This is a genomic window from Exiguobacterium sp. s124 (assembly GCF_018617485.1).
Classification (GTDB): Bacteria; Bacillota; Bacilli; order Exiguobacteriales; family Exiguobacteriaceae; genus Exiguobacterium; species Exiguobacterium aestuarii.
Genome location: NZ_JACSKH010000005.1, coordinates 16583 through 36433, shown reverse-complemented (window position 1 = coordinate 36433; position 19851 = coordinate 16583). Strand labels below are relative to the sequence as shown.

Sequence of the window (19851 nt, the reverse complement as noted above, 5' to 3'; positions counted from 1 at the left end):
CCTTCCTGAAAGAGTGTTTATTATTCAGCGTTTTTCGCTGTGTTGTTTTTTGTTGGAAGAACTTCACCGTGGTATAACCAAACTTTTACGCCGATTTTACCGTAAGTTGTGTCAGCTTCAGCTGTTCCGTAGTCGATGTCGGCACGGAGTGTGTGAAGTGGAACTGTTCCTTCCGAGTATTTCTCTGAACGAGCGATATCAGCGCCACCAAGACGACCAGAAACTTCTGTTTTGATCCCTTTGATGCCAGTACGCATCGAACGTTGAATTGATTGTTTCATTGCACGACGGAATGATACGCGACCTTCCAATTGACGAGCAATGTTTTCTGCTACAAGCTTCGCAACAGCGTCAGCGTTTTTCACTTCAACAACGTTGATGTGAACGCGTTTTCCGTCAGCGATTTTTGTAATGTGTTTACGGAGTGATTCGATTTCAGAACCACCTTTACCGATTACCATACCTGGCTTCGCAGTGTGAAGCGAAATGTTCACGCGGTTTGCAGCGCGTTCGATTTCAACTTTAGAAACACTAGCATCCTTCATTTTGTTTTCGATGTATTCACGAATAACGAAGTCTTCATGAAGGAGATCAGCGTAGTCTTTCTCAGCGTACCAACGCGAATCCCAGTCTTTGATAACACCAACGCGAAGACCGTGCGGATTTACCTTTTGACCCACTACATATCCCTCCTTATTTCTCAGTTACCACGATGTGGATGTGGCTTGTGCGTTTGTTAATGCGGCTTGCGCGACCCATCGCACGTGGGCGGAAGCGTTTGAGTGTTGGACCTTCGTTGACAAAAGCTTCTGTTACAACGAGGTTCTCAATGTTCATATCGTAGTTGTGCTCTGCGTTAGCAATCGCTGATTTTAATACTTTCTCAACGATTGGCGATGCTGCCTTGTTTGTGTGAGCAAGGACAGAGAGCGCTTCGCCGACTTGTTTCCCGCGAATTAAGTCTACAACGAGACGTGCTTTGCGAGGAGCAAGACGGACCATATTAGCTGATGCTTTAGCTTGCATGGATTTGACCTCCCCTCAAATTACCGTTTCGTTTTCTTGTCTGATCCGTGACCTTTGTAAGTGCGTGTTGGAGCGAATTCACCAAGTTTGTGACCAACCATGTCTTCTGTCACGAATACTGGTACGTGTTTACGACCATCGTGCACACCGAACGTGTGACCCATGAATTCTGGGAAGATCGTCGAGCGACGTGACCAAGTTTTGATGACTTGCTTCTCACCAGATTCGTTGAGTTTGTCAACTTTAGCGAGTAAGTGGTGATCTGCGAATGGACCTTTTTTCAAGCTGCGACCCATGTTAGAACCTCCCTTTGGAATGATTCGGGAACGGCCCTTTCGAACCGCCCGAGAATCATGTAGTAATTATTTCTTACGGCGACGAAGGATGTACATGTCGCTCGATTTGTTTTTCTTACGAGTCTTAAGACCAAGAGCTGGTTTACCCCAAGGAGTAAGTGGGCCCGAACGACCGATTGGCGCACGACCTTCACCACCACCGTGTGGGTGATCAACCGGGTTCATTACAGAACCACGTACTGTTGGGCGCTTGCCTAACCAACGTGAACGTCCTGCTTTACCGATGTTTACGAGTTCGTGTTCTTCGTTACCAACTGAACCGATTGTCGCGCGGCAAGTGCCGAGGAACAAGCGTGATTCACCTGATTGAAGACGAACGATGACGTACTTGCCGTCACGTCCTTGGATTTGTGCCGATGCACCAGCCGCACGAACAAGCTGACCGCCTTTACCAGGCTTAAGCTCGATGTTGTGGATTGTTGTACCGACAGGGATGTTTACGAGTGGAAGAGCGTTCCCCACTTTGATATCCGCTTCAGGACCAGACATGATTTCCATGCCTACTTTGATGCCCTTAGGAGCGAGGATGTAACGTTTCTCACCATCTACATAGTTGATGAGTGCGATGTTTGCTGAACGGTTTGGATCGTATTCGATCGTTGCTACGCGTCCTGCAACGCCATCTTTGTTACGTTTGAAATCGATGATACGGTATTTGCGCTTGTGACCGCCACCTTGGTGACGAACAGTCAAGCGACCTTGGTTGTTACGTCCGCCTTTTTTCGAAAGCTTTTCAGTTAACGATTTTTCAGGGCGATTCGTTGTGATCTCTGCAAAGTCGAGAGATGTCATGTTACGACGACCGTTAGTGGTCGGCTTAAACTTTTTGATTGCCATCGAGGATTCCCTCCTTTTCTTCTAAGGTAGTTAATTAACCGAGGAAGTCGATTGTGTTGCCTTCTGCAAGAGTTACGATCGCTTTTTTACGGCGAGCTGTGTAACCAGCGTGACGACCGACACGTTTCGCTTTCGGTTTGTAGTTCATTGTGTTTACCGAAGCAACTTTCACGTTGAAGATTGTTTCGATAGCGTGTTTCACTTGCGATTTAGTCGCTTTTACGTCGATTTCGAAAACGTATTTGTTAGCTTCCATGAGGCTAACTGAACGCTCAGTGATGATCGGACGTTTGATGATATCGTATGCTTGAGCCATTATGCAAGCACCTCCTCTACCTTCGCAACCGCATCTTTAGTGAAGATGACTTTGTCGTTAGCAACGAGGTCAAGAACGTTTACGCCTGCTGCGTCGATCACAGTCACTCCTGGGATGTTACGAGCTGCGAGAGCGATAGTCTCATTGTAGTCCGCTGTGACTACAAGAGCCTTACGTTCTACTGATAAGCTGTTGAGTACAGCAGCCATATCTTTTGTTTTTGGTGCATCGAAAGCAAGGCCTTCGAGGACGATGAATTCGTTGTTTTGTACTTTCGACGAAAGAGCCGAGAGAAGTGCTAAACGACGAACCTTCTTAGGAAGTTTGTAAGAGTATGAACGTGGTGTTGGACCGAAGACTGTACCACCACCAACCCATTGTGGTGAGCGGATAGAACCTTGGCGCGCACGACCAGTTCCCTTTTGTTTCCATGGTTTACGGCCGCCACCGCGTACTTCCGAGCGACCTTTCGTATCGTGAGTACCTTGACGGCGTGATGCTTGTTGCATGACGATTGCGTCGTAAAGTACTGATTCGTTTGGCTCGATTCCGAAGATGGCTTCTGCCAATTCGATTTCGCCAACATTTGAACCTGTTTGGTTAAGCAAAGCTACTTTAGGCATTCGTAATTCCTCCTTTCCGTGCAGTTAATTAGTTACCTTTGACCGCTGTTTTGATGATGACGTTCGATTTACGAGCGCCTGGGATAGCACCTTTCACGAGGAGAAGGCCGCGTTCCACATCAACTTTAACGATTTCAAGGTTTTGAATTGTTTTACGCTCTCCACCCATTTGACCAGGAAGAAGCTTCCCTTTGAATACGCGGTTAGGAGCGACAGGACCCATCGAACCAGGACGACGGTGGTAGCGCGAACCGTGGGCCATTGGTCCACGTGATTGTCCGTGACGCTTGATCGCACCTTGGAATCCTTTACCTTTCGATGTACCTGTTACGTCTACTAATTCACCTGCAGCGAAAATGTCTGCCTTAATCTCTTGACCGATTTCGTATCCTTCTACTGAAGTACGAACCTCTTTGATGAAGCGCTTAGGTGTCGCGTTTGCTTTCGCAGCGTGACCTTTTGATGGTTTGTTTTGACGTGATTCTTTGATGTCTCCGAAACCAAGTTGAACTGCTTCGTAACCGTCTGTGTCAACTGTTTTAAGTTGAAGAACAACGTTACCTTCTACAGCAACTACTGTTACTGGTACTACTTCGCCTGCTTCGTTGAAGATTTGAGTCATACCAAGTTTTGTTCCTAAGATTCCTTTAGCCATGAGATACACCTCCTGTTAATAATTAATTGTCTCTTCTGGCTAGTATCTACTATATGAAGAATTAAAGTTTGATTTCGATGTCTACACCTGATGGTAACTCGAGACGCATAAGCGAATCGACTGTTTTCGGTGTTGGGTTTACGATGTCGATCAAGCGTTTGTGTGTACGCATTTCGAACTGCTCACGAGCATCTTTGTACTTGTGAACCGCACGAAGGATCGTGTAAACCGATTTTTCAGTTGGTAGCGGGATTGGACCCGATACCTTTGCACCTGAACGCTTCGCAGTGTCAACGATCTTCTCAGCTGATTGATCGAGAACGCGATGGTCATATGCTTTTAAACGAATACGAATTTTTTCATTTGCCATGTTTATTTCCCTCCTTTGTCGCCTACTTTTAAAATAGACAATTCTCCGCGGAAATTTCCACACCGGCCATGGCAATGCTGCCTGGCGTGTCATAACCTCCCGCTTCAACGCAGCGTGCTTGTGTCAGCAGAGGTATCCGATCATTGCAAATCAACGATTGGACCCATTTTCTGCTGTAAAGTCTCTCACCACTCGCACAAACACTTAATCATTATATCTAATCTGGTCATGGAATGCAAGATTAGATTTTTGAAGTTGCCGGTTGTCTGATGAGTTGCTCAACGTTCCCTAATGTAACAAGATTCGCGAGCTTTTGCAAGAGAAAATTCATTCTTTTATTGAACTATTTTTCAAACGAACTCCCATGTCAACTCGACCTAGCGTTTCATAACCTCTCCAAACCGCTCTGTCACCGCTTCGATGACCGAATGTGGCGCCCGCTTTAAACAAGTGTGGATGATGCCAGCATTGATGGGATGTGTCTCGAAATATTGCACCAAACGCGTCAATTTGTCCTCTCGACCAATGACTGTGTAAAGCACAACCCACTCTTCGAGGTGCATCCAGTTCCCTTCTCCTTCTATATAAGGATGTGTATAAATCCCGTCTGTGCACTTCATCCGAAAACTGGACATGACGTCAACGTCATCCCCCTCAAACACATACTCCCCAAAGTAAGTCGTCAAGTATGCTTCATGTGGTTCAGATGACCGTTTCTCTCCGGCACGACTCAAGACCTCATCCAACCGTTCAAACTGATCCGGCTCTACGAACAAATCGATGTCATTGGTCACATCGACGATTCCATGATGCTTTAAAAGTTGCGAACCGCCAATCCGATAATCGATCCCGTTTAAACGACAAATCATCTCCAACTGTTTTAACATGACGCCACTCCTTTCTCGTATGTTTCATATTACCACGACCATAGGAAAACACAAAAAAGCAGCCCGCATATTGCGGACTGCTTGAAGTTGTTCAGTTGAATCAATCGATTACTCGATGATTTCTGTTACTGAACCAGCACCTACAGTACGGCCACCCTCACGGATAGAGAAACGTGTACCGTCTTCGATCGCGATTGTAGAAATCAATTCGACCGTCAACTCGATGTTGTCTCCTGGCATTACCATTTCAGTACCTTCTGGAAGGTGAACGATACCTGTTACGTCAGTTGTACGGAAGTAGAACTGCGGGCGGTAGTTCGCGAAGAATGGCGTGTGACGGCCACCCTCTTCTTTAGAAAGAACGTAGATTGATGCTTTGAATTTTGAGTGTGGTGTGATTGAACCTGGCTTAGCAAGTACTTGTCCACGCTCGATGTCGTCACGTGATACACCACGGAGAAGTGCACCGATGTTGTCGCCAGCTTCAGCATAGTCAAGAAGCTTACGGAACATCTCTACACCAGTACATACAGTTTTCTTAGTTTCTTCTGTAAGACCAACGATTTCGATCTCGTCGTTGACGCGGAGAACACCACGCTCAACACGACCAGTCGCTACAGTACCACGACCAGTGATTGAGAATACGTCCTCAACAGGCATCATGAAGTCTTTTTCTGTATCACGAACTGGTTCTGGGATGTACTCATCAACAGCGTTCATGAGTTCCATAACTTTTTCTTCCCACTGAGCTTCACCGTTAAGTGCGCCAAGTGCAGAACCTTTGATTACAGGGAGGTCGTCGCCTGGGAAGTCGTATTCAGAAAGAAGTTCACGGATTTCCATTTCAACGAGTTCGAGGAGCTCTTCGTCGTCTACCATGTCAACTTTGTTCATGAAGACTACGATGTAAGGAACACCTACTTGACGTGAAAGAAGGATATGCTCACGTGTTTGTGGCATTGGGCCATCTGTTGCAGATACAACGAGGATCGCGCCGTCCATTTGAGCAGCACCAGTGATCATGTTTTTAACATAGTCAGCGTGTCCTGGGCAGTCAACGTGTGCGTAGTGACGCTTGTCAGTTTCGTACTCGATGTGAGCTGTTGCGATTGTGATACCGCGCTCGCGCTCTTCTGGAGCACCATCGATTTGGTCGAACTTAGTAGCTGTTTTACCTTGTGCACGTGAAAGTACAGCAGAGATTGCTGCAGTCAAAGTTGTTTTACCGTGGTCAACGTGGCCAATTGTACCAATGTTAACGTGCGGCTTAGAACGGTCGAATTTTTCTTTACCCATTCTAGATTCCTCCTCTATTAAACGATTAGTTTTTTATTTAACTAGGAAGACGTAGGTTACTTTTAACATACGTCCTCCTTAGCTTACAACAATCAATCTAGCGATACAACCGTTATTAGCCGTTCGCTTTTTTGACGATTTCTTCAGCAATTGATTTCGGTACTTCTTCGTAGTGGTCGAAGTGCATCGAGTACGTTCCGCGTCCTTGTGTACGTGAACGAAGTGATGTTGCGTAACCGAACATTTCTGAAAGTGGAATCATCGCTTTAACGACTTGTGCGTTACCGCGAGCTTCCATACCTTCTACGCGTCCACGGCGTGACGTTACGTCACCCATGATGTCACCCATGTATTCTTCTGGGATAACAACTTCAACACGCATCATTGGCTCAAGGATGACAGCTTTCGCTTGGTCCTTAAGTTGTTTAACCGCCATCGAAGCAGCAACTTTAAACGCCATCTCGTTCGAGTCGACATCGTGGTACGATCCGAATACGAGGCGAGCTTTAACGTCTACTACTGGGTAACCAGCGAGGATACCGTTTTCGAGAGCTTCTTCAATCCCGTTTTGAACAGCTGGGACGTATTCACGTGGTACAACACCACCGACGATCTTGTTCTCGAACTCAAATCCAGCGCCTTCTTCGTTCGGCTCGAATTCTACGACAACGTGACCGTACTGACCGCGTCCACCAGACTGACGAACGAATTTCGAATCGATCTTCGCAGCGCCACGGATTGTTTCACGGTAAGCAACTTGTGGTGCACCAACGTTAGCTTCTACTTTGAATTCGCGACGCATACGGTCAACGAGGATATCAAGGTGAAGTTCACCCATACCAGAGATGATCGTTTGACCAGTCTCAGGGTTTGTTTCAGTGCGGAATGTTGGATCTTCTTCTGCGAGTTTCGCAAGAGCTTGACCCATTTTATCTTGGTCTGCTTTCGATTTAGGCTCGATTGCAACCGAGATAACTGGTTCTGGGAACGTCATTGACTCGAGAACGATGTTATCTTTCTCTGTGCAAAGCGTGTCACCAGTAGTCGTGTCTTTGAAACCAACAGCAGCGGCGATGTCACCAGCGTATACCATTGGAATCTCTTCACGGCTGTTTGCGTGCATTTGAAGGATACGACCGAGACGCTCGCGCTTCCCTTTAGTCGAGTTCTTCACGTATGATCCCGCTTCAGCTGTACCAGAGTACACGCGGAAGAACGTCAATTTACCGACGTAAGGGTCAGTCATAACTTTGAACGCAAGTGCTGAGAATGGAGCTTCGTCAGAAGGCTCACGCGTGATTTCTTCTTCTGTATCGAGGTTGATCCCTTTGATTGACTCTACATCAACTGGTGATGGGAGGTAATCAACAACGGCGTTAAGCATGAGCTGAACACCTTTGTTCTTGAAGGCAGAACCAACGAGTACAGGGTAGAATTCAACGCTAAGTGTCGCTTGACGGATTGCAGCTTTCAATTCTTCGATTGAAATCTCTTCACCTTCAAGGTACTTCATCATCAACTCTTCGTTGAAGTCAGCAACACCTTCGATCAATTGACCGCGAAGTTCTTCAGCTTGGTCAGCCATATCAGCTGGGAAGCCATCTGTAACTTCGATGTCAGTACCGAGGTCGTTGTTGTACATGTAAGTCTTCATTTCAACGAGATCGATGATCCCTTTGAAATCGTCCTCTGCTCCGATTGGGAGTTGGATCGCGTAAGCGTTCGCTTGGAGGCGCTCATGAAGCGTCTTCACAGAGTACAAGAAGTCTGCGCCGATTTTATCCATCTTGTTGACGAATACGACACGTGGTACACCATATGTCGTCGCTTGACGCCATACAGTTTCAGTTTGTGGTTCTACACCTGACTGAGCGTCAAGTACAGCAACAGCACCATCAAGTACACGGAGTGAACGTTCAACTTCTACTGTGAAGTCTACGTGTCCAGGTGTATCGATGATGTTTACACGGTGGCCATTCCACTGTGCAGTTGTCGCAGCTGAAGTGATCGTGATTCCACGTTCTTGCTCCTGCTCCATCCAGTCCATTTGTGAAGCACCTTCGTGCGTTTCACCAATTTTATGGATACGACCTGTGTAATAAAGAATACGTTCAGTTGTTGTCGTTTTACCGGCATCGATGTGAGCCATGATCCCGATGTTACGAGTATTCTTTAGGGAGAATTCTCTTGCCATACTGGGTATTCTCCTTCCGCATGTTTGATTTTTCGTGTGCACGCACACGATATGATTATACCCGAAAGCCACTCCGTTAAGCCATGCTTGGCGGAGTGGACTTTACGATTAAATTACCAACGATAGTGAGCAAACGCTTTGTTTGCTTCTGCCATCTTATGCATGTCTTCGCGTTTCTTAACAGACGCACCAGTGTTGTTGGCTGCATCCATGATTTCGTTCGCGATACGTTGCTCCATCGTTTTTTCGTTGCGGAGACGAGCGTAGTTCACGAGGTAACGAAGACCAAGTGTTGTACGGCGCTCTGGACGAACTTCAACAGGAACTTGGTAGTTAGCTCCACCTACACGGCGTGCTTTAACTTCAAGTACAGGCATGATGTTGTTCATTGCTTCTTCGAACACTTCCATAGGCTCTTTGCCTGAGCGTTCAGCGATGATGCCAAATGCGTTGTAAATGATAGTTTGAGCTGTACCTTTTTTACCGTCTAACATGACACGGTTAATGAGGCGAGTTACCAATTTCGAGTTGTAGATCGGATCTGCGATAACGTCACGACGTTCTGCACGGTTTTTACGCATCCGAGTACCCTCCTTTCAAAATTTCAATTGTAGTTTAGTTTGCGAGAATTACTTCTTCGCAGCTTTCGGACGTTTCGTACCGTATTTAGAACGGCCTTGCATACGTCCATCAACACCTGCAGTGTCAAGCGCACCACGGACGATGTGGTAACGTACCCCTGGTAAGTCTTTTACACGTCCTCCACGGATAAGAACAACGCTGTGCTCTTGAAGGTTGTGGCCAATACCTGGAATGTACGCAGTCACTTCGATTTGGTTAGTCAAACGAACACGAGCATACTTACGAAGTGCCGAGTTCGGTTTCTTCGGAGTCATTGTACCAACACGTGTACAAACACCACGTTTTTGTGGTGAGCTCACGTTTGTTTGTGACTTGATGAAACTGTTGTAACCTTTGTTAAGTGCTGGAGAGTCAGATTTAACGACTTTCGATTTACGTCCTTTACGGACTAACTGGTTAATAGTAGGCATCTTTGAAGATCCTCCCTTCCTGAATGTTGCTATTTTCTAGTCCCACCGACCCGGGTGGTTCATTTAAGGTCATAACGAAACGCTTTTACGAGGCGTAGGCATTCCATGACCTCGCAAAAACGTGAGTTATACCTTGAAAGTGGCAATTGTAGCAGCCAAACCTTCCCGTAGAAAGTTCGGATGGACGTCCAAGTAGCTTGCCGACTGCTGGACATCGTTGTCATCGACAACAACCGATTGGCGGCACTAAATCATAGTAGCACCGCCAACCTGCGCTGTCAAGACGTATTTTACTCGACCGTTGTATCTTCGAGTGCAACTGGCGCCTCATCTTCTTTAAGTTCAACATCACGGTAGACCGCCATTCCAGTACCAGCTGGAACAAGTTTACCGATGATGACGTTCTCTTTGAGTCCGAGGAGATAGTCGCGTTTCCCTTTGATTGCCGCATCCGTCAAGACACGAGTCGTTTCTTGGAACGAAGCTGCTGAGAGGAACGAATCTGTCTCAAGCGATGCTTTCGTGATCCCGAGAAGGACTGGTTTTGCAGTCGCTGGGTGTTTACCGTCACGAATCGCATCTTTACACGCTTCTTTGAAGACGCTGATGTCGACAAGTGAACCTGGGAGAAGTGGTGTGTCACCAGACTCGATGACTTTGACACGACGAAGCATTTGGCGAACCATGACCTCAACGTGCTTATCACCAATTTCTACCCCTTGCATCCGGTATACTTTTTGAACTTCTTGGAGAAGATAGTTCTGAACACCAGATACACCACGGACGGCGAGCAATTCTTTCGGATCGATCGAACCTTCCGTGAAGACTTCACCGGCTTCTACTGTATCGCCGATTTGAACACGGAGACGCGCTCCGAATGGAATCGTGTAAGAACGTGTTTCACTGAATCCTTCGACCGTGAGTTCACGCTTGTCACGCGATTCCGTGAAGTCGATGACCGTACCAGAGATTTCCGAGATGACCGCTTGACCTTTCGGGTTACGGGCTTCGAATACCTCTTGGATACGTGGAAGACCTTGTGTGATATCGTCTCCGGCAACCCCACCTGTGTGGAAGGTACGCATTGTAAGCTGCGTTCCTGGCTCACCGATTGATTGTGCGGCGATGATACCGACGGCTTCCCCGACTTCAACGTTTGATCCAGTAGCCAAGTTACGTCCGTAACACTTCTTACATACGCCGTGTGACGTGTTACATGTGAAGGCCGTACGGATTTCAACTTGCTCGACACCCGCATCAACGATGACGCGTGCGATGTCTTCTGTGATCAATTCGTTCTTATCGACCAACACTTCGCCCGTTTCAGGGTGTGTGACCGTTTCGAACGATGTACGTCCGACGAGGCGGTCGTACAAGTTTTCGATTTCTTCCGTACCTTCGCGGAGTGCAGATACGCGAATACCGCGGTCTGTTCCACAATCTTCTTCACGGATGATGACATCTTGCGCAACGTCAACGAGACGACGCGTCAAGTAACCTGAATCGGCTGTCTTCAAGGCTGTATCGGCAAGACCTTTACGAGCCCCGTGAGTCGAGATGAAGTACTCTTGAACCGTCAGACCTTCACGGAATGACGATTTGATTGGAAGTTCGATGATGCGACCAGATGGAGCGGCCATCAAACCACGCATACCCGCAAGCTGCGTAAAGTTAGAGGCGTTACCACGGGCACCAGAGTCAGACATCATGAAGATCGGGTTCAAGCGGTTGAGGGATTTCATCAATCGAGATTGAATTTCATCCTTCGCTTCGTTCCAAGCACGTACAACGCGCTCGTAACGCTCATCTTCTGTGATGAGACCACGACGGAACGACTTCATGATTTGGTCGACTTGTTTTTGTGCCTCATCCAAGATTTCCTGTTTATCAGGAAGTACGATGATGTCGGCAATCCCAACCGTCACACCGGCTTTCGTCGAGTGTTTGAAACCGAGATCTTTCATGCGGTCAAGCATGCGGCTTGTTTCAGTCGTTTCAAACTTCTGGAACACTTCCGCGATGACTTTTCCAAGGAATCCTTTTTTGAACGGGTCGATGATTGGACGTGATGCGATTTCTTCCGCAACGTTCGCCCCTTTGTCGATGAAGTACTTATCAGGAGTTGCTTCCTGCAAGTTTTCCATCGTTGGCTCGTTCAAGTATGGGAACGTGTTCGGCAAGATTTCGTTGAAAATCATCTTACCAACAGTCGTAATGAGCAATTTCTCGTTCTGTTCGTCTGTGAACGTCGGGTTGTTGAGCGTACGTGCCGGAAGCGCCACACGCGAGTGCAAGTGGACATATCCGTTTTGGTAAGCGATCAACGCTTCGTTGACGTTCGAGAACACTTTCCCTTGACCGACAGCATCTTCACGTTCAAGTGAGATGTAGTAGTTACCGAGGACCATATCCTGCGATGGTGTAACAACTGGTTTACCGTCTTTCGGGTTCAAGATGTTCTGTGCAGCGAGCATGAGAAGACGTGCTTCCGCTTGTGCTTCTGCAGAAAGCGGAACGTGGACGGCCATTTGGTCACCATCGAAGTCGGCGTTATAAGCCGTACATACGAGTGGGTGAAGGCGAATCGCACGACCTTCAACAAGAATCGGTTCGAATGCTTGAATACCAAGGCGGTGAAGTGTCGGGGCACGGTTCAAGAGAACTGGGTGCTCACGGATGACTTCTTCAAGGACGCCCCAGATTTCAGGTTGCATCTTCTCGATTTTGCGTTTTGCGTTCTTGATGTTTGAAGCGATGCCACGACCGACAAGCTCTTTCATCACGAACGGTTTGAAGAGCTCAAGTGCCATCTCTTTTGGAAGACCACACTGATACATCTTCAAGTTCGGTCCTACGACGATAACCGAACGTCCTGAGTAGTCGACCCGTTTACCAAGAAGGTTTTGACGGAAACGACCTTGTTTCCCTTTCAACATGTGTGAAAGTGATTTGAGCGGACGGTTACCAGGACCTGTTACCGGACGACCACGACGACCGTTGTCGATGAGGGCGTCAACCGCTTCTTGAAGCATACGCTTCTCGTTTTGCACGATGATGTTCGGCGCGCCGAGATCGAGCAAACGTTTGAGACGGTTGTTACGGTTGATGACTCGACGATACAAGTCGTTCAAGTCAGATGTCGCAAAGCGTCCACCATCGAGCTGTACCATTGGGCGAAGCTCTGGTGGGATGACAGGAAGTACTTCAAGGATCATCCAGTCTGGATTGTTCCCTGATGTGAAGAACGCATCGAGAACTTCCAAACGCTTGATCGCACGTGTACGACGTTGGCCTTGGACAGTTTTCAACTCTTCACGAAGCTCGCCTACTTCTTTTTCAAGATTGACGTCTTGAAGGAGTGTGCGGATTGCTTCAGCACCCATGTCTGCTTTGAAGTCGCTACCGTATTTTTCACGATAGAGACGGAACTCTTTTTCCGAGAGAAGTTGTTTCTTCTCAAGCGGTGTATCACCTGGCTCTGTAACCACGTAAGAAGCGAAGTAAATCACTTCTTCAAGTGCACGTGGTGACATATCGAGAACAAGCCCCATGCGGCTTGGAATCCCTTTGAAGTACCAGATGTGCGAAACTGGTGCCGCGAGCTCGATATGGCCCATTCGCTCGCGACGCACTTTCGCTTTCGTCACTTCAACGCCACAACGGTCACAAATGACTCCTTTATAACGGATTCGTTTGTACTTCCCGCAGTAACATTCCCAGTCTTTCGTAGGACCGAAGATTCGTTCACAGAACAATCCGTCCTTCTCTGGTTTAAGTGTACGATAGTTGATCGTTTCCGGCTTTTTGACTTCACCGTAAGACCACGAACGGATCTTCTCTGATGAAGCCAAGCCGATTTTCATATATTCAAATCGATTAACATCTACCAAGGGGCCGACCTCCCTTTTCGCCTTATTCCTCTTCCGTAACAGTCGGTTGAACGACTTGTTCTAACGCCGATGTTGCGTTCGGGATGTTGTCGTCATCTTCATCTTTCATTTCGACTTCTTCATCATCCGCTGACATCATCTTGACTTCCATACCGAGCGCTTGAAGCTCTTTGATCAAGACGCGGAATGATTCAGGAACGCCCGCTTTCGGAACGCTCTCGCCTTTCACGATGGCCTCGTATGCTTTCACACGACCAACCGTGTCATCCGACTTGATTGTCAAGATTTCTTGGAGCGTGTAGGCTGCGCCGTACGCTTCAAGAGCCCAAACTTCCATCTCCCCGAAGCGCTGACCACCGAACTGTGCTTTACCACCGAGCGGTTGTTGCGTAACGAGTGAGTATGGTCCAGTCGAACGAGCGTGAAGTTTGTCATCAACCATGTGCGCGAGTTTGATCATATACATGACACCGACAGAGACACGGTTATCGAACGGTTCACCCGTACGACCGTCATAGAGACGCGTCTTCGCATCTTTATCCATACCAGCCTCTTCAATCGTTGCCCATACGTCTTCCTCACGCGCTCCATCGAATACAGGTGTTGCCACTTTGATGCCGAGCTTCTTCGCTGCCATTCCTAAGTGAAGTTCAAGCACCTGACCGATGTTCATACGAGATGGTACCCCAAGCGGGTTGAGCATGATGTCAACCGGTGTACCGTCTGGCATGTATGGCATATCTTCTTCAGGGAGGATCCGCGAGATAACACCTTTGTTACCGTGACGTCCCGCCATCTTATCCCCTTCGTGAATCTTACGTTTTTGAACGATATAGACACGTACCATTTGGTTGACGCCTGGAGACAATTCGTCGCCGTTTTCACGGTCGAACACTTTGACATCCAAGATGATTCCGTCTCCACCGTTTGGTACACGAAGTGACGTATCACGTACTTCACGTGCCTTCTCACCGAAGATTGCGTGCAAGAGACGCTCTTCCGCCGTCAATTCTGTAACTCCCTTAGGCGTTACTTTACCGACGAGGATATCGCCATCTTTAACTTCAGCTCCGATGCGGATAATTCCACGATCGTCCAAGTTACGAAGCGCGTCATCTCCGACGTTTGGAATATCACGCGTGATTTCCTCTGGCCCGAGTTTCGTGTCACGTGACTCTGACTCGTACTCTTCGATATGAATCGATGTGTACACGTCATCTTTCACGAGACGCTCACTCATGATGATCGCATCCTCATAGTTGTAACCATCCCATGTCATGAAGGCAACGACGACGTTACGGCCGAGCGCGAGCTCACCCATATCCATCGACGGACCGTCTGCGAGGATTTCTCCTTTTTCGACACGGTCGCCAGCTGCGATGATTGGTTTCTGGTTGTAGCATGTCCCTTGGTTTGAACGGACATATTTTTGAAGTTTGTAACGGTCTAAATCACCTGAAACCTCAGAACCGTTGACGTCAGACGTGCGACGGATCAAGATTTCACGCGCTGTGACGCGTTCAACGACACCTGGGTATTTCGCAACGATCGCTGCCCCAGAGTCTTTCGCAGACACGTACTCCATTCCAGTACCGACGATCGGTGAATCTGGTTGGAGAAGTGGTACTGCTTGACGTTGCATGTTCGCTCCCATGAGGGCACGGTTCGAGTCATCGTTCTCAAGGAACGGAATACATGCTGTCGCGGCAGAAACAACCTGTTTCGGCGAGACGTCCATGTAATCGACTCGGCTTGGCTCAACTGACAAGTTTTGTCCGCGGAAACGGCAAAGAACTTGTTCGTCTGCAAAGTGACCGTCTTCTGTGAGCGGCATGTTCGCCTGTGCGACGACGTAGAGGTCTTCCTCATCAGCCGTCATATATTGGATATCGCCAGTAACAAGACCTGTTTCCGGGTCAACACGACGATACGGTGCTTCGATGAAACCGTACTCGTTCACTTTCGCATAAGACGAGAGTGAGTTGATGAGTCCGATGTTCGGTCCCTCTGGTGTTTCGATTGGACACATCCGACCGTAGTGCGAATAGTGAACGTCTCGAACTTCGAAACCAGCACGTTCACGTGTCAAACCACCCGGTCCAAGTGCAGAGAGACGACGTTTGTGCGTCAACTCAGCAAGCGGGTTCGTCTGGTCCATGAACTGTGACAATTGCGAGCTACCGAAGAACTCTTTAAGTGATGCGATAACCGGGCGAATGTTAATAAGCGCTTGCGGTGTGATCGCGTTTTGATCTTGAATCGACATACGTTCTTTTACGACACGTTCCATACGAGAAAGCCCGATCCGGAATTGGTTTTGGAGAAGTTCCCCGACTGAACGAAGACGACGGTTTCCTAAGTGGTCGATGTCATCTGTTGTTCCGACTTCGTGAAGTAAGTTGAAGAAGTAGTTGATTGAAGCGATAATATCAGCCGGCGTAATATGCTTGATACTGCGGTCGATATTGCCATTTCCGATGATGTTCAAGATACGCTCTCCATCTGGGTCATCTGGTGAGATGACTTTGATTGATTGAAGACCGAACGGTTCACCTTCAGCGACACCACCAGTTGGTTCCGCATCGACATAACCGAGGCCGTTCTCCAAGTGTGGGAGGATACGATCTAAGTTGCGGCGGTCGAGGACTGTTCCAGCTTCAGCGAGTACTTCGCCTGTTTCTGGGTCCACGAGTGTTTCCGCTAATTTTTGACCGAACAAGCGGTTCTTAAGATGAAGTTTTTTGTTCATCTTATAGCGACCGACGTTCGCCAAGTCATAGCGTTTCGGGTCGAAGAAACGTGACACGAGAAGTGATTTTGCGTTTTCTACCGTTGGTGGTTCACCAGGGCGTAGACGCTCATAAATCTCAATCAACGCTTTCTCTGTAGACTCTGTATTATCTTTTTCAAGGGTGTTACGAAGATATTCGTCATCCCCGAGAAGGTCGATAATTTCTTGGTCCGTACCGAATCCGAGGGCACGCAACAACACCGTTACCGGAATTTTACGGGTACGGTCGATACGAACATAAACGATATCTTTAGCGTCTGTCTCAAGTTCGAGCCAAGCACCACGGTTCGGGATGACGGTTGCGCCAAATCCACGTTTACCGTTTTTATCGAGTTTAGCGTTATAGTACACGCTTGGTGAACGGACAAGCTGGGAAACGATGACGCGTTCTGCGCCGTTAATGATAAACGTTCCCGATTCTGTCATGAGCGGGAAATCCCCCATGAACACTTCTTGTTCTTTGAGCTCACCTGTCTCTTTGTTTTGGAGACGCACTTTTACGCGAAGTGGCGCAGAATAAGTAACGTCGCGCTCCTTCGATTCATCGATCGAATACTTCGGCTCGCTGAGCGAGTAATCGATGAACTCCAATACGAGGTTTCCTGTGAAGTCGGAAATCGGCGAAATGTCCGTAAACATTTCCTTCAATCCTTCACGCAAGAACCACTCATAAGAAGCAGTTTGAATTTCAATCAAATTCGGAAGCTCTAATACCTCACTGATACGGGCAAAGCTTCTTCTCTGACGGTGACGACCGTACTGAACAAGTTGACCAGTCAACTGATTCACCTCTCAGACCCCCAATTCTTTAGCGAATTTTTCGGGCGTAATAATCGAACATTGTCATTGAATGTCGCTCGTTTTCCGTCCCTAAAAAGCAGCAGACACGGCAGTTTCAAGCGAATTCCATTCCAATGGCATTTTATAATGTTAGCATATACGTTATGGCGAGTCAACAAGACTTCACCGTTTGTCAAGACCGAATTGCTCGGAAAATAAAGTAACCTTTCTCTTTCGCAATTGTTTCGACTTGACCAAACACCTCTTCTAGTAATTTCTTAGCAGAAGGTGCTCCTTGTTTCTTTTGAATGACGACATAGATTGCTCCCCCATCGACCAAATGCGCATGTGCTTCACGCAAGATCGTATGGACGACTTGTTTCCCCGCGCGAATCGGCGGATTGGTGACAATGGCGGCAAACCGTTCTCCCCCCACCGCGTCATACGCGTGAGAAAGTCGTGTTTCGACCGTCACTCCATTACGGGCGGCGTTTTGCTCAGAGAGCGCCAGCGCACGCTCATTTACATCAATGAGCAAGGCTTCACGCCCAGAGGCATCGGCAAGCGAGATCCCCATTGGACCATAGCCACAGCCTACATCTAAAATACGTCCTGAGACATCAGGCACTTCAAACGACTCAATTAAAAGACGCGACCCAAAATCGACCGATCCTTTCGAGAACACACCGCGGTCCGAAGTGAAATGATACTGTTTCCCTCGCAACTCGTACGTCCATGTCTCCGGGGCACTTTCCGAACGTGGATCGTTCGTGTAGTAATGATCTCCCATGCGTTGAACCTCCTAACCCTTTCTTCAAGGAAATAAAAGAAGCTCGCCGTGGCGAGCTTCTATAGGTTGTGAAGTTGAATTACTTAACTTCAACAGATGCGCCAGCTTCTTCAAGCTTAGCTTTGATTGACTCAGCGTCTTCTTTAGAAACGCCTTCTTTGACTGGAGCTGGAGTTCCGTCAACGAGTGCTTTTGCTTCTTTAAGGCCGAGACCTGTGATTTCACGAACAGCTTTGATGACGTTGATTTTACCAGCGCCAGCGTTTGTGAGTACTACGTCGAATTCAGTTTTCTCTTCAGCTGCTGCGCCTGCGCCAGCACCTGCAACTGCTACTGGAGCTGCTGCTGATACGCCGAATTCTTCTTCGATTGTTTTTACGAGTTCGTTAAGTTCGAGAACCGTCATTGATTTGAGGTCTTCGATGAATTGCTCTTTGTTGAAAGCCATTATGGTTTTCCTCCTTTGATGTTGTGAAAAAGTTTTTTGAGTTACGCTACGCGATAAAAATTAAGCTGATTGCTCTTCTTTTTGTTCTGCGATTGCGTTTGTTGCGACTGCGAGCCCACGGATTGGAGCTTGAAGTACGCTGAGAAGCATCGAGAGAAGACCATCGCGTGATGGAAGTTCTGCAAGGGCTTTGATTTCTTCGAGTGAAGTCACTTTGCCTTCGATGATTCCGCCTTTGAGTTCGAGCGCTTTGTGCTCTTTCGAGAAGTCGTTCAAGATCTTCGCTGGAGCAACAACGTCTTCGTTAGAGAAGGCGATTGCTGTAGGACCAGTGAAGACTTCGTCAAGACCTTCGAAGTTCGACTGAGTAGCTGCGCGGCGAAGAAGACCGTTCTTGTAAACTTTGAACTCGATTCCAGCGTCACGGAGTGATTTACGGAGTGTAGTCACTTCTTCAACTGTAAGTCCACGGTAGTCAACAACAACTGTTCCAACGCTCGCTTGCATTTTCTCAGCGATTTCATCGACGAGTGCCGATTTCTGAGCTACGATTTTTTCGTTTGCCATGTGTTTGCACCTCCTAGTCAATTCTTATACCGGACGAGAGGCTGCTCTCCAAAAGAAATCCCTCGTATGAAGACATACGAGGGCGTAATTGTTTGAAAGTAAACCTGTGACAACAGGCTCAAGTTCGAGCAAAGACACCTCGGAAGGGTTTACGGACCGATGTCCACCTTCTGTCTACGGTAATCCAACATATTCGGTTGAACGTGTATTACTTTAACAGCGGTGTCACACGTTGTCAACAATTTATTTCAACAAGATTACTTAAGGAAATCCGCAGTCGCTACACGGATCCCAGGACCCATTGTAGATGAAAGCGCGATGTTTTTAAGGTAAGTTCCTTTTGCAGTAGCAGGCTTCACTTTCATGAGTGTTTCGAGAATTGTCTCGATGTTCTCAGTGAGTTTAGATGCTTCAAATGACTTCTTACCAACTGGAACGTGGATGTTACCAGCTTTATCAACACGGTATTCAACTTTACCAGCTTTGATATCCGCGATTGCTTTTTCTACGTCGAAAGTAACTGTTCCTGTTTTCGGGTTAGGCATGAGGCCTTTAGGTCCGAGAACACGACCAAGTTTACCAACTTCACCCATCATGTCAGGTGTCGCAACGATTACATCGAAGTCGAACCATCCTTGTTGGATTTTGTTGATGTACTCAGCGTCGCCAACGTAGTCTGCGCCAGCAGCTTCCGCTTCTTTCACTTTCTCACCTTTAGCGAAGACGAGAACTTTTTGTGTTTTACCAGTACCGTGTGGAAGTACAACGGCACCACGGATTTGTTGGTCTGCTTTCTTCGGATCTACGCCGAGACGGACAGCAACTTCGATTGTTTCATCGAATTTAGCAGTAGCTGTTTTTTGAACGAGCTCGACAGCTTCAGCGAGGTCGTATGACTTCGTGCGGTCAACAAGCTTAGCTGCTTCTTGGTGTTTTTTACCCATGATCTTTTCCTCCTTGTGGTTAGCGGAAT

At 47.7% G+C, this 19851-nt stretch carries 19 protein-coding genes and 1 other annotated feature; all 19 genes read right to left on the bottom strand.

Going from position 1 to position 19851, the window contains the following annotated elements:
• Positions 1 to 20: 20 nt before the first annotated feature.
• The 19 genes from rpsC to rplA all read right to left on the bottom strand — a co-directional run bounded on the left by rpsC (position 21) and on the right by rplA (position 19822).
• Positions 21 to 680 (bottom strand): 30S ribosomal protein S3, encoded by a 660-nt coding sequence (rpsC, locus tag KNO85_RS14065; RefSeq protein ID WP_012727671.1) that lies wholly within the window; start codon positions 678 to 680, stop codon positions 21 to 23.
• 13 nt (positions 681 to 693) lie between these two features.
• Positions 694 to 1026: a 50S ribosomal protein L22 gene (gene rplV, locus KNO85_RS14060; protein WP_214791081.1), complete on the bottom strand. Its 333-nt coding sequence runs from the start codon at positions 1024 to 1026 to the stop codon at positions 694 to 696.
• 20 nt (positions 1027 to 1046) lie between these two features.
• A complete protein-coding gene (gene rpsS, locus KNO85_RS14055) occupies positions 1047 to 1322 on the bottom strand; it encodes a 30S ribosomal protein S19 (RefSeq protein WP_012727673.1) in 276 nt (91 codons plus the stop codon).
• Positions 1323 to 1388: 66 nt separating this feature from the next.
• Entirely contained in the window at positions 1389 to 2219 is an 831-nt protein-coding gene (gene rplB / locus KNO85_RS14050) for a 50S ribosomal protein L2 (RefSeq protein ID WP_012727674.1), read from the bottom strand.
• A 34-nt stretch (positions 2220 to 2253) separates the two neighbouring features.
• A complete protein-coding gene (rplW, locus tag KNO85_RS14045; protein ID WP_026824834.1) occupies positions 2254 to 2535 on the bottom strand; it encodes a 50S ribosomal protein L23 in 282 nt (93 codons plus the stop codon).
• Complete coding sequence (rplD, locus tag KNO85_RS14040) at positions 2535 to 3158, bottom strand: 50S ribosomal protein L4 (RefSeq protein WP_214791072.1); 624 nt, start codon at positions 3156 to 3158, stop codon at positions 2535 to 2537. Before rplD ends, rplW begins: the two co-directional genes overlap by 1 nt.
• A gap of 28 nt (positions 3159 to 3186) precedes the next feature.
• The gene (gene rplC / locus KNO85_RS14035) at positions 3187 to 3813 is read right to left on the bottom strand and encodes a 50S ribosomal protein L3 (RefSeq protein WP_026824832.1); all 627 of its coding nucleotides are present in this window, start codon (positions 3811 to 3813) and stop codon (positions 3187 to 3189) included.
• 61 nt (positions 3814 to 3874) lie between these two features.
• Complete coding sequence (gene rpsJ, locus KNO85_RS14030; protein WP_074032438.1) at positions 3875 to 4183, bottom strand: 30S ribosomal protein S10; 309 nt, start codon at positions 4181 to 4183, stop codon at positions 3875 to 3877.
• A 377-nt stretch (positions 4184 to 4560) separates the two neighbouring features.
• Complete coding sequence (locus tag KNO85_RS14025; RefSeq protein WP_214791069.1) at positions 4561 to 5070, bottom strand: hypothetical protein; 510 nt, start codon at positions 5068 to 5070, stop codon at positions 4561 to 4563.
• Between the two features lie 108 nt (positions 5071 to 5178).
• Complete coding sequence (gene tuf / locus KNO85_RS14020; protein WP_074032430.1) at positions 5179 to 6366, bottom strand: elongation factor Tu; 1188 nt, start codon at positions 6364 to 6366, stop codon at positions 5179 to 5181.
• A 115-nt stretch (positions 6367 to 6481) separates the two neighbouring features.
• Positions 6482 to 8560, bottom strand: coding sequence for an elongation factor G (gene fusA / locus KNO85_RS14015; protein ID WP_214791067.1), 2079 nt, complete (start codon positions 8558 to 8560; stop codon positions 6482 to 6484).
• A 113-nt stretch (positions 8561 to 8673) separates the two neighbouring features.
• A complete protein-coding gene (rpsG, locus tag KNO85_RS14010) occupies positions 8674 to 9141 on the bottom strand; it encodes a 30S ribosomal protein S7 (RefSeq protein WP_012727682.1) in 468 nt (155 codons plus the stop codon).
• Between the two features lie 48 nt (positions 9142 to 9189).
• Positions 9190 to 9612 (bottom strand): 30S ribosomal protein S12, encoded by a 423-nt coding sequence (gene rpsL / locus KNO85_RS14005; RefSeq protein ID WP_012727683.1) that lies wholly within the window; start codon positions 9610 to 9612, stop codon positions 9190 to 9192.
• 290 nt (positions 9613 to 9902) lie between these two features.
• Entirely contained in the window at positions 9903 to 13502 is a 3600-nt protein-coding gene (gene rpoC / locus KNO85_RS14000) for a DNA-directed RNA polymerase subunit beta' (protein WP_214791060.1), read from the bottom strand.
• Positions 13503 to 13524: 22 nt separating this feature from the next.
• The gene (rpoB, locus tag KNO85_RS13995) at positions 13525 to 17073 is read right to left on the bottom strand and encodes a DNA-directed RNA polymerase subunit beta (protein ID WP_214791113.1); all 3549 of its coding nucleotides are present in this window, start codon (positions 17071 to 17073) and stop codon (positions 13525 to 13527) included.
• Between the two features lie 193 nt (positions 17074 to 17266).
• Complete coding sequence (locus KNO85_RS13990; protein WP_074032423.1) at positions 17267 to 17863, bottom strand: class I SAM-dependent methyltransferase; 597 nt, start codon at positions 17861 to 17863, stop codon at positions 17267 to 17269.
• 79 nt (positions 17864 to 17942) lie between these two features.
• Positions 17943 to 18311 carry a 50S ribosomal protein L7/L12 gene (rplL, locus tag KNO85_RS13985; RefSeq protein ID WP_074032420.1) on the bottom strand — a complete coding sequence of 123 codons (369 nt, stop codon included), beginning with the start codon at positions 18309 to 18311 and terminating at the stop codon, positions 17943 to 17945.
• Positions 18312 to 18371: 60 nt separating this feature from the next.
• Complete coding sequence (rplJ, locus tag KNO85_RS13980; RefSeq protein WP_214697119.1) at positions 18372 to 18878, bottom strand: 50S ribosomal protein L10; 507 nt, start codon at positions 18876 to 18878, stop codon at positions 18372 to 18374.
• Positions 18879 to 18922: 44 nt separating this feature from the next.
• Positions 18923 to 19076 (bottom strand) — a sequence feature (ribosomal protein L10 leader region).
• 59 nt (positions 19077 to 19135) lie between these two features.
• Positions 19136 to 19822, bottom strand: coding sequence for a 50S ribosomal protein L1 (gene rplA / locus KNO85_RS13975; protein ID WP_074032415.1), 687 nt, complete (start codon positions 19820 to 19822; stop codon positions 19136 to 19138).
• Positions 19823 to 19851 lie beyond the last annotated feature (29 nt).